The following is a 10,867-nucleotide window of genomic DNA, read 5'->3' as shown; positions in this document are numbered from 1 at the left end:
CAATATAATCGTCGCCATCTATAACCACAAAAGCGAAATCGCCATCTAATTGATTTAGAAAATCATACCCAAATTCTTCATACAAATGCACAATTACTTCCGAATCCGATTTGGTTTTGAAAGTATGGTCTTTTAATATTCCATCTCTTAATTCTTGATGGTTGTATATTTCACCATTATGAATCATCCAAGCTGAAGAAGAACCTTGAATAGGTTGACGCCCCGAGTGCAAATCGATAATCGACAAACGTTCATGACTTAGAATATGTCCATTATCTGTAACATGTAAATCGCTTTCATCTGGTCCGCGATGTGACATTCTTTTAGATAATTGTTTTACTAATTTTTGATCTTTTCCTTTTCCAATAATGGCTAATATTCCGCACATAACGTTTTGTTTCTAATTATTTCTGAAGCAAAAGTGCAAATAATGATATTATATCTAAACTAGATATTTATTTTTAGTTTTAAATCATAACTAAATGTTTAATTTAAATATAAATATGAAAGTAAAAATGATTAAATTTTAATTTGAAGTTTTAAATTGTAATTTATGTATTTATCCTTTTTACTTTACGATTTTCGTGAGCAGATCTTTTCTCATCTGGTGTCAAATTACCTATATAAGCTTCACTTTCTGCTTTAAGTTGAATTTTTAAACTTCTAGAATATAAACAATCATTAGTTACATTTTTTGATGATTCAAAATTAAAATCTATATTGAAGTGTTTATAAAATTCAATATCATCGACAATTAATTTTACTTTTTTAATAATTTCTTCTTCATTACTACCAAAAAAAGTATCAATCATAATATCAGTAATATTAATATCCGAAGAAAAATATTCAATTTTTAAGAGGGGCAATGGCGAATTTTTATTGTAATTTTCTACTGTAGATTCATCCGTACAAAAAGTTATTACAATTCCGTTATCCATTTTAATTTGATTTTCCATAGTCTATATTTTTATACAAAATTACAGAATATAAATAACTGCTTTTAAATTAGTTATAAACAAATTAATGTCAATTACTATTCAACATTGCTAATAATATATTGAGTTCCATTTATTTCAAATTCAAAACCAACTCCTTTTCCCATTAATTGAATTCCCAGCGGAGATTGTGGAGAAATCGCAAAAACATTTTGATTTTCAATGGTAATTTTAGGCAAAGCTGTACTAATATAAACTGTCAAATTATTAGTTTTTACCAAACTGCCAACTGCCACTTTATTATGAATTTGTGAAGTATCAATTTTATCTAAAATAGATTTTTGTTCTAAGGACTCTTTGAGTTTATTTGTTAGTTTTTCTTGCTCGATATGCATCATAGACAAAGCCGTTTCGTGCTTATCACCAGCTGAACCTTTGGCATCATTTTTTGAATCTTCGGTTAATGATGAAATCATGTCTTGAAAAACATCTATTTTATCCTGAACTAATTGAAGATATTGTTGATGGATTTTTTGTTTTGAAAACATTCTTTTTTTATTTAACCGCAAAGAACGCAAAGTTTTTCGCAATGGTCGCAAAGAAAATCAATTTCATAAAAAAACATTCACAACAGAAGTCTAAAAATCAAATTTATAACTTGCTCCGACAATCACTTGTGCGCCTTGTACAGGATAATTTAACCAACGATTATAACTTTGATTGGCAAGATTATTCCCTTTTAAGAAAGCTGTTAATCGTTCGTTGTATTTATAACCTACGTGTGCATTAATATCGAAAAAGCCTGATATTGTTTGAATATAATCTCTTGAATGGCCTAATGAAGAAGTATTTACTTGTATATCTTTTCTTTGTTCGACATAAAAAAATTGAGTTCCTGCATACCATTTTTTACCAATATTAAAATCCGAATTGAAACTTGCTTTGATAGTAGGTAAATTCCAAGCTTCATAGTTTTTATCAACCTTATAAGAATTAAATTCTGCATTTAAACCTAGAGATATATTTTTATTTACATCTGCTTTTAATTGTCCATTAAATGACAAAGTATTAATATTATCGTATACTACATAAAATGAATTACCATAAGTATAATTATCCTTGTTTAAATTACTCAATGAGTAATTATTACTAACAAACAAAGGACTATCTTTAGACACATTATAAGCTCCTTTTACCGAATAAGAAAGTATTGATGATAATTTTCCTCTTAATCCAGCAAATATCTCATATTGTTGATCTGTAGGTTTTATCAATAAAGTTGGTGATAAAAATTTATTTTGTTGAGCAAAATTAGCATAAGAATTTTGAATTAACTTCCCTTCAGCCCCGCCAAAAGCAATCATCAAATCTCCAACAACTTTATAGGAAACGTTTACTTTAGGATAGATTAAAAATTTGCTTCCTGAATCTGATTCTATTCCTGAATAAACATCTTTTATTCTTGAATAGTAAACCAAATTAACTCCCAAATCTAATGACAAATCATCTTTTAATATTTGAAAACTAGGATTTACATTAAAAATAAAAACTGATTTTTGATTTTTACTATTATTAAGGTCATCTGGAAACATAACATCATAAGCCTTATCAGAACTAGAATTCAAATAATCTAATCCAAAATTAGCTTTTATTGCCGTATCTCCAAAATTGAATGTAAAAGAAGGTTTAATTATAAATCTATTTTCTTTAGAATTATAATTATCTGAGAAAGCAATATAATTTAAATTTAATTGATTAAAAAAACTATTAGAAATAGTTAACTCTGTTCCAACTTTTGCTGTATTATATGAATGTTTCGGATTAATATTCATAACCAAATTTTCATCTAAAGCAACATAAATAGGCAAACCATACCAATTATATCCTTCATTTTTCATACCTAAATCCGCAGTCCATTTAATATCATTCCGTTGATAACCATAAAAAATACCTCCTAAAGTTTCCGAGAATTTATCATCTAACACTACATTTTTTATACCGCCTTGCGATGATTGATGCTGTATTTTCCCGCCTACATACTGATAATTATCTATTTCATGAGAAACAAACAATTCTGTATTTAGAGTTCCATAATTTCCAAGACCAAAAGTCGCATAATTAGAGAATAACTTTTCTTGTTTTGCCTTGTCAACACCTGCGGCTTTTCCTTTAGATGGTGTAAATGTTGATGCCACAGGAAATGAAAAAATTTGATATTTAACGTCTTCCTTCTTACTAGTTTCGTTGTCGTTTAACGATGGAACTTCCTTTACTTTGAAAGCATCAGAAATAGTTGGTGTATATGGTTTTACCACGTTTACAACTTCTGTACCAATGTTTTCATCTTTCTTTTGTGCGAAAGAAAATTGAAACGTTATTAATAGAATAATGATGATTTTATTTTTCATATATTTTTTATTGCTATTTCACAATTCATCCGAAGATGACACAGAAATTCAGAGGTTTTTACTTAGAAATCGACGAATTTGTTTTAGCTTCTTCAACCTTTATTAAATCGAGTTCTTTTTTAGCTTCTTCCACAACATCGGTATAATCTGTAAAGTTTTTTATCACACTTTCTAGAATATAGGTTGCTTGAAAACTATCTTTTAATCCATAAAAGTTCTTTGCCATTACTACCAATCCTTTGGCACCAAAATATTTATAACCCGAATAATCTTTAGCTAGTTTTTGAATAACTTTATTAGAATCTTCAAATTTTGAGTCTTTATTTTTGAAATAGGCATCATAAAACAAAGCTTCGGCAGCGAGTTCTCCTTTGGCAATTTTCTGCAATTTGGCGTAGGCGGTTTTAGCTTTGGCTTCATCACCAACTTGTATCGCTGAACGAGCTACAATAATTTGAGCATCACTCTTAATTTTATCTTCTGTTTTTGGGTTTTCTAAAACTTTTTCGGCATAAATCACTGAATTAGCATAGTCTTTTTCGGTATAATAACTTTTCATCAAATTGGCTTGTGCATAAGTTTTATTCTGAGGAAAATCGGCTTCGGTTTCTAGGCGAAGTAAAACCGGAATTGCTTTAACATAGTTTGTATTTCGCAAGAAAATCTGGCATAATCTTGACAAAGATTGCTCTGTATATTCATTTCTAGATTTTGAAATTATAAACTCATAACAAGGAATTGAATTAGCAGATTCTTCTTTAAAATAACTTTCCGCTAAATAAAAATTAGCTTTTAGAATACGTATTCCGTTAGGGAAAGTCTTAATATAACTGCTTAAGTTCGTAATCGCTTGTTTCGTATTTCCTTGCAAATATTGCTTTTCGGCAGCTTCCCAAGAATCATTATCTAAATCGGCATCAGAAATATCGACAAAATCGAGCGATTTTACCCAGGTAGCATATTCGTCAACTTTTCCGTTATCTACATAAATTAATCGTGCCGTTTTTACAGCTTCTAGCGCTTCTTCCGATTTTGGAAAATCGGCAACTACTTTTTTGAATTTGGTTAAAGCTTGTTCGTCTTTATCGGCATTATAATATATTAAACCTTGACGAAGTATCGCTTTAGACGCATAACTTCCGTTATTATTCTCCGCAATCAACTGATCATAAGTTTTTATAGATGATGATGTTTCATTTTCGGCGGTATATGTATTTGCTAATTCGAACAGTGCGTCATCTCGATATTGAGAGTTTGGAAAGGTTTTTATAAACTCATTAAAATCGGTAATTTTCTTGTCGTTTTTACCCATAAACCCGTAACAAATCGCTTTTTGAAAAGCAGCATAATCGGCATCAACTGTTTTTAAAACGATGGCTTTATCATAAGCTTCTAATGCAGAAGTATATTTTGTAGTTACGAATCTGCTATCTGCCAAACGTAGATAAGCATCAGTTAGACGGGTTTTATCGTCTTTAGAAACCTCAATGTATTTCTGAAAAAAATTGCCTGCTTGTTCATATTCTTTCAACTTAAAATGGCTGTAAGCAATATTATAATTTACATTCGAAAATTCAGTTGTTTCTTTGGATTCTGGATATCCTAAAAATTGTTTAAAACTTAATAAAGCATTGGTAAAATCTTCTAAAACATATTCCGTTTCTGCTTTCCAGAACGTGCCACGAGCAGAAAAATTCCCATCTTTTTGTTCAGCAATCGATTTTTTAAAAATAGCTAAAGCGTCTTTATAACTTCCATCAGTAAATAACTCTAAACCACGATAAAAAGCTACTTTTTGATAAGCCGTTTTGTTTCCAAATGATTTGTTTCTTTCTAATAATGTTAATGCTTCTTTGTAATTTTTTGAAGTGATGTAAGAATTAATTAATAAGTTTTCAATTTCTGCTTTATTTGGATTTAATGGATATTTCGTCATAAAACCATTCAAAACATCGGGAACACTTTGGTACGAATTTCCAATATCATAACTCAATCGAGCATAATTTAAAGCGGCATCTTCTTGGATTTTGGCATCAAAAGTCATTTCCGAAGCATTTTTGAATGCATTTAATGCTTGTTGCTTTTTATCCGTTTTCAAATAACTTTCTCCTAAATGATAATAGGCATTTTGAGCTACGAAATCTTTACCATCGATAATTTTATTGAACTGCGTAATGGCATTTTCGAAATCATTTTGTTTGTAAAAAGCGTATCCTAACTGATAATAATCGGTATTGTTCCACTTTCCTTTTTTCCCTTTATATTCTTTTAGAAACGGGATGGCTTCGTTATATTTTTTTAAATTAAAATAACTTTCACCAATAATTTTATTCAATTCTGATTTTTCAAAATCATTAGAATTATTCATAGCTGCTTGTCCTAATTGGATAGCTTTGTCGAATTTTCCGAGTTTGAAATTCATATCTGCTTGAAAATACGATAACTTTTCTTTGTACTTTTCTTCGCCCGAAACCTGGTCAAAATATTTGGTTGCTTCCTTATAATCATCACCCTCATAAGCTAAAAAACCCAGATAATATTTTGCTTGCGAACCATATTCTTGAGAATTAAGCACTTTATTAAAATATTGAGTGGCTTCTTTCTTTTTTCCAGAATTAAAAAAACTGTAACCTTTATAGAAATTATATTTATCTAATTCATCTTCCGTCAAACTACTTTCATCGACCTTATCAAACCATTCTAATGCTTGTGGATATTTTCCTTGTTCAAAATAATAGGTAGCGACTTCGGTAAAGGCTAAATTTTGTTTAGTACTTGTTGGATAATTTTTTACAAAACTTTCCATTTTTTCATCAGCATTATTCTGATTTAATCTTATCGCACAATTGGCACTATAATAAGTACAATCGGCTTCTAATTCGGAATTTGAATTTTCTTGTTTAATCTTATCAAAAAGTATTTGTGCCGATTGATATTGTTTATTGTTAAACAAAGACAAAGCTTGATTATAATCTGCTAAATCATTAGTATAAATTGCTGATTGTTGTGCAAATGTAGAGGTAAATCCAAAGAATAGAAATACGAAAATTGACAATAAATATTTTTGCATTGGTAACTTATTTTAGGATTTCAAATATAGTACATTCTTACTCTTCAAACGAGGAAAATTAGGGTTTAGTATCCAAAATTGAATAACAACTTAAATTTTATTTTGAATAAGAAACATAACTTACTACTTTTACGAAATAAAATTCTACAAAAGATGTCAAAAACCATTTTATCACTTCGAGACGTAAACATATACCAATCTGGAAATAAAATTATTTCCGATATAAATCTGAATGTAAATTCAGGTGAATTTATCTATATAATAGGTAAAACTGGTTCTGGAAAAAGTAGTTTTATGAAGACACTTTATGGTGATTTGCCTCTTACTGATGGTGAAGGAACTATTGTAGATTATGATTTAAACGGATTAATAGACCAAGATATTCCTTATTTGCGTCGAAAAATAGGAATGGTTTTTCAAGATTTTAAATTATTACCAGACAGAACTGTCGCTAACAATTTACTTTTTGTACTAAAAGCAACAGGTTGGACTGACATACAAGAAATGGATAACAAAGCAGAAGAGGTTCTTAAAAAAGTAGGAATGTTCAGTCTGGCAAACAAAATGCCACATCAGCTTTCTGGTGGGGAGCAACAATGTGTTGCTATTGCTCGCGCTTTACTAAACGACCCTGAGCTTATTCTTGCTGATGAACCTACAGGAAATCTTGATCCTCAAACCAGTGGAGAAATATTAGAATTACTAAAAAAGATAAATGCCCAAGGCAAAACAATTATCATGGCAACTCATGATTATGCTTTACTTATGAAATATCCTTCGAAAACATTAAAATGTGAAGATGGAACTATTTTTGAAGTCGTTCAGAGAACGGTTTAGAGATATTACATTATTAAAAAAAGGCTTTTAGAAAATTCTTTCTGAAAGCCTTTTTTTTTTAGTCTTTTATTTCAACAGGACCATTCCATTCCATCATTCCTCCTAAAAGGTTATAAGTATTTTCAAAACCCAATTGGTTCATAATATTACAAGCTTGTGCACTTCTTCCACCTGCTTTACAATACACATAGTAATTTTTAGATTTGTCTAGTTCTTCTATTTTATAAACAAATCCTTGTCCTTTATATATATCAATAGTAATTGCATTAGGAATAATACCTTCATTGCATTCATCTTCAGTACGAACATCTAGGACTACTGCATTTTCGTCTTCTTGGGCTTTTGCCCACCATACTTCTTGTGGTAAATTCATTTCTTCTATTTTTTTATCAAAAATAATAAAATCTAATACAAAATTTGTTAAAAAATAATTTAACAAAAATTTAATACACATTTGTATATACAAATAAAAAAACATTACATTTGTATATACAAATTTAGTAATAGAAACTATGAGAATAGAAGATGAAATAAAAAGTACCATTCCTATGGATATTGCTAAAAAAGTACTGCTTAATATCTCATACACAAAAAATGTTTTGCATGATAATTTTCAAGAATTAATAAAACCTTATGATTTATCTGGAGAACAGTATAATGTTTTGAGAATATTAAGAGGACAAAAAGGCAAACCTGTAAACATGTGTGATATTCAAGAAAGAATGATTGCAAAAAATAGTAACACAACAAGACTAATTGACAAATTACTCCTGAAACAAATGGTTACTCGTAGCGAATGTCCAGCAAATAGAAGAAAAATAGAAATTCTAATCACTCAAAAGGGATTAGACGTACTAGCAGAACTTGACCCCATTGTTATAGAACATGAAAAGAATTTTGCAAACAAATTAACTTTAGAAGAATTAGAACAATTAAATAATTTATTAGAAAAATACCGAAATTAATTATGAGTACATTTATTGAAAATCAGAATTGGCGTTATGCTACAAAAAAATTTGATGCTACAAAAAAAGTATCTACAAAAGATTTAGAAACACTTAAAGAAGCTATTCGACTAAGCTCTTCTTCTTATGGATTACAACTTTACAAAATTATAATTGTAGAAAACCCAGAGATAAGAGCAAAATTACAACCAGCATCTTGGGGTCAAACTCAGATTGTTGATGCTTCTCACTTAATTGTATTTGCCAATCAAACCAATATTGGTAGTGCAGAAATAGATTCTTATTTAGAAAATGTTTCTCAAACAAGAAGCTTACCTATCGATGCATTATCAGGCTATGGTGACTTTATGAAAGGGAATGTAAATTCATTAACTGAAGAAGCAAAAAATGTTTGGACTGCAAAACAAACTTATATTGCTTTAGCAAATTTAATTAGTGCAGCTGCCGAACTAAAAATTGATACAACTCCAATGGAAGGCTTCGATGCAAAACAATATAATGAAATTTTAGGTTTAGACAAACTAAATCTTAATGCAGCTGTTATTGCAGCTGTAGGATATCGTCATGAAGAAGATGATACACAACATTACAAAAAAGTAAGAAAATCGAATGAAGATTTATATATAACTATTTAATTATTAACAACTAAAATTAAAACAAATGAAAAATTTAAAAGCAATTGCATTAGCATTATTAGTAGCCTTCGGAACAACAGTTTCGGCTCAAACAAAAAAAGTAGATGCCTCAAAAAGTAGTATAAACTGGTTGGCTAAAAAAGTAACAGGACAACATTCTGGAATTGTAAATCTAAAAGAAGGTACATTAATTTTTAAAGGTAAAAAACTAGCTGGAGGAAATTTTGTTGTAGATATGACATCATTAACTGCAACTGATTTAACTGGAGAATACTTAGGAAAATTGAATGGTCATTTAAAATCAGAAGATTTTTTTAGTGTTGAAAAATTCCCAACTGCAACTTTAGTATTCAAAAAACTAGCTGCAAAAGCAAACGGAGTTTATATTGTAACTGCTGATTTAACAATCAAAGGAATTACAAAACCTATCACTTTTGATCTTGCAACAACTGCAAATTCAGCAACAACTACATTAATGGTTGATAGAACTAAATATGACATTAAATACGGTTCTAAATCTTTCTTTGAAAGCATTGGAGACAAAGCTATTGATAATGAATTTGAGTTGAAAGTAGCTTTACAATTCTAAATTTAAAAGTAAATATAAAAACCTCGAAAATAAGTTTTCGAGGTTTTTTTGTAAAAAATAGTTTTATGTAATACTATTTTTATACATTTGTAACTCAAATTTAGAAAATGAACACATTTTTAAACAATACTTGGTGGTGGAATAATTTACGTCAGACGTCGTGAACTAATCCTCTATATTGTATTTTTTAAACTCAAAATATATAAAAAGGCTTGTCAATCACGACAAGCCTTTTTTTTATGCAAAAAACGAAAATAATTTTTATGAAAACTTATAATCTTAAAACTCAATTCAAACAAATTCTTGCTGATACTATCACACCGGTAAGTATTTACCTAAAAATTCGTGACAAATTCCCTAACAGCTTATTGTTAGAAAGTAGCGATTATCATGCAAATGACAACAGTTTTTCTTATATCTGTTGCAATCCAATTGCATCGATAAAAATAGAAAATGAAACTATCTTCAAATCATTTCCTGATGGAAGTTCAGAAAAAATTAAAATCGATAATGAAACCAACATTCCTAACGAAATTGAAAGATTTACATCTCAATTTAAATCGGAAAACAATAATTTCAAATTCATCAATAATGGATTATTTGGTTATATCTCTTATGATGCTGTGCGTTATTTCGAAAAAATAGAAATTTCAAAAAAAGAAAATGATTTACAAATTCCAGATATTTATTATGCTGTATATCAAAATATCATAGCGATTAATCATTTCAAAAACGAAGCTTATATTTTCTGTCATTCAGTAACCGAAGAAAATAATATTTTTGAAATCGAGCAATTATTGCAAACACGTAATTTACCAGCTTACTCTTTTTTTTAAAACCGATGATAAAAAATCGAATTTAACCGATGAAGATTTCAAAGAAAATGTGGCTTTAGCCAAAAAACATTGTTACCGTGGCGATGTTTTTCAATTGGTATTATCAAGACGATTTACACAAGGGTTTAGAGGTGATGAATTTAATGTATATCGCGCTTTACGAAGTATAAATCCATCACCCTATTTATTCTTTTTTGATTATGGCGATTTCAAAATTATGGGTTCATCACCCGAAGCACAATTGGTCATAAAAGACCGAAAAGCCGAAATTCACCCCATTGCAGGTACTTTCAAAAGAACTGGAAATGACGAACAAGATGCCATTCTAGCTAAAAGTTTATCTGAAGATGTAAAAGAGAATGCCGAACATGTGATGTTAGTAGATTTGGCTCGAAATGATTTAAGCAGACAAAGTCATCAGGTGAAAGTAGAAAAATATCGTGAAGTACAATTTTTTTCTCACGTCATTCATTTAGTTTCTAAAGTTACAGGACAAATACATGAAAAATCTTCTACAATGAAAGTCGTAGCTGATACTTTTCCTGCAGGAACTTTATCTGGCGCACCAAAACACAAAGCTATGCAACTGATA

At 29.3% G+C, this 10,867-nt stretch carries 9 protein-coding genes and 2 pseudogenes; 5 read left to right on the top strand and 6 right to left on the bottom strand.

Annotation, left to right across the window (positions count from 1 at the left end; translation table 11 throughout):
* The 5 genes and pseudogenes from ACKVOV_RS02940 to ACKVOV_RS02920 all read right to left on the bottom strand — a co-directional run.
* Nucleotides 1-388 (bottom strand): annotated as a pseudogene (locus tag ACKVOV_RS02940) (asparagine synthase B); the annotation flags it as partial.
* 163 nt (nucleotides 389-551) lie between these two features.
* A complete protein-coding gene (locus tag ACKVOV_RS02935) occupies nucleotides 552-956 on the bottom strand; it encodes a hypothetical protein (RefSeq protein ID WP_409205282.1) in 405 nt (134 codons plus the stop codon).
* 77 nt (nucleotides 957-1,033) lie between these two features.
* Nucleotides 1,034-1,483 carry a hypothetical protein gene (locus ACKVOV_RS02930; protein ID WP_409205281.1) on the bottom strand — a complete coding sequence of 150 codons (450 nt, stop codon included), beginning with the start codon at nucleotides 1,481-1,483 and terminating at the stop codon, nucleotides 1,034-1,036.
* Nucleotides 1,484-1,573: 90 nt separating this feature from the next.
* On the bottom strand, nucleotides 1,574-3,343 hold the full coding sequence (locus tag ACKVOV_RS02925) for a TonB-dependent receptor (protein WP_409205280.1): 1,770 nt from the start codon (nucleotides 3,341-3,343) through the stop codon (nucleotides 1,574-1,576).
* A gap of 58 nt (nucleotides 3,344-3,401) precedes the next feature.
* The gene (locus ACKVOV_RS02920) at nucleotides 3,402-6,413 is read right to left on the bottom strand and encodes a tetratricopeptide repeat protein (protein WP_409205279.1); all 3,012 of its coding nucleotides are present in this window, start codon (nucleotides 6,411-6,413) and stop codon (nucleotides 3,402-3,404) included.
* Nucleotides 6,414-6,566: 153 nt separating this feature from the next.
* On the opposite strand from ACKVOV_RS02920, the gene ACKVOV_RS02915 reads away from it, so the two are divergent.
* Nucleotides 6,567-7,250: a cell division ATP-binding protein FtsE gene (locus tag ACKVOV_RS02915; RefSeq protein WP_409205278.1), complete on the top strand. Its 684-nt coding sequence runs from the start codon at nucleotides 6,567-6,569 to the stop codon at nucleotides 7,248-7,250.
* 58 nt (nucleotides 7,251-7,308) lie between these two features.
* Here the strand turns inward: ACKVOV_RS02915 and ACKVOV_RS02910 are convergent, their stop codons facing one another.
* Nucleotides 7,309-7,623, bottom strand: a complete 315-nt coding sequence (locus ACKVOV_RS02910; RefSeq protein WP_409205277.1) for a rhodanese-like domain-containing protein — start codon at nucleotides 7,621-7,623, stop codon at nucleotides 7,309-7,311.
* A 139-nt stretch (nucleotides 7,624-7,762) separates the two neighbouring features.
* On the opposite strand from ACKVOV_RS02910, the gene ACKVOV_RS02905 reads away from it, so the two are divergent.
* The 4 genes and pseudogenes from ACKVOV_RS02905 to ACKVOV_RS02890 all read left to right on the top strand — a co-directional run.
* Nucleotides 7,763-8,215, top strand: coding sequence for a MarR family winged helix-turn-helix transcriptional regulator (locus ACKVOV_RS02905; protein WP_409205276.1), 453 nt, complete (start codon nucleotides 7,763-7,765; stop codon nucleotides 8,213-8,215).
* A gap of 2 nt (nucleotides 8,216-8,217) precedes the next feature.
* Complete coding sequence (locus ACKVOV_RS02900) at nucleotides 8,218-8,850, top strand: NAD(P)H-dependent oxidoreductase (protein ID WP_409205275.1); 633 nt, start codon at nucleotides 8,218-8,220, stop codon at nucleotides 8,848-8,850.
* 25 nt (nucleotides 8,851-8,875) lie between these two features.
* Nucleotides 8,876-9,439: a YceI family protein gene (locus ACKVOV_RS02895; protein WP_409205274.1), complete on the top strand. Its 564-nt coding sequence runs from the start codon at nucleotides 8,876-8,878 to the stop codon at nucleotides 9,437-9,439.
* Nucleotides 9,440-9,702: 263 nt separating this feature from the next.
* A pseudogene (locus ACKVOV_RS02890) lies at nucleotides 9,703-10,867 on the top strand (anthranilate synthase component I family protein); the annotation flags it as partial.

It is taken from the genome of Flavobacterium sp. (assembly GCF_046153165.1).
Taxonomy (GTDB): domain Bacteria; phylum Bacteroidota; class Bacteroidia; order Flavobacteriales; family Flavobacteriaceae; genus Flavobacterium.
This window is presented reverse-complemented; position numbering and strand designations above follow the sequence as displayed.

Coding starts and splice junctions, on each gene's coding strand:
- ACKVOV_RS02935 (WP_409205282.1), bottom strand. CDS start 956: ATGGAAAATCAAATTAAAATGGATAACGGAATTGTAATAACTTTTTGT.
- ACKVOV_RS02930 (WP_409205281.1), bottom strand. CDS start 1,483: ATGTTTTCAAAACAAAAAATCCATCAACAATATCTTCAATTAGTTCAG.
- ACKVOV_RS02925 (WP_409205280.1), bottom strand. CDS start 3,343: ATGAAAAATAAAATCATCATTATTCTATTAATAACGTTTCAATTTTCT.
- ACKVOV_RS02920 (WP_409205279.1), bottom strand. CDS start 6,413: ATGCAAAAATATTTATTGTCAATTTTCGTATTTCTATTCTTTGGATTT.
- ACKVOV_RS02915 (WP_409205278.1), top strand. CDS start 6,567: ATGTCAAAAACCATTTTATCACTTCGAGACGTAAACATATACCAATCT.
- ACKVOV_RS02910 (WP_409205277.1), bottom strand. CDS start 7,623: ATGAATTTACCACAAGAAGTATGGTGGGCAAAAGCCCAAGAAGACGAA.
- ACKVOV_RS02905 (WP_409205276.1), top strand. CDS start 7,763: ATGAGAATAGAAGATGAAATAAAAAGTACCATTCCTATGGATATTGCT.
- ACKVOV_RS02900 (WP_409205275.1), top strand. CDS start 8,218: ATGAGTACATTTATTGAAAATCAGAATTGGCGTTATGCTACAAAAAAA.
- ACKVOV_RS02895 (WP_409205274.1), top strand. CDS start 8,876: ATGAAAAATTTAAAAGCAATTGCATTAGCATTATTAGTAGCCTTCGGA.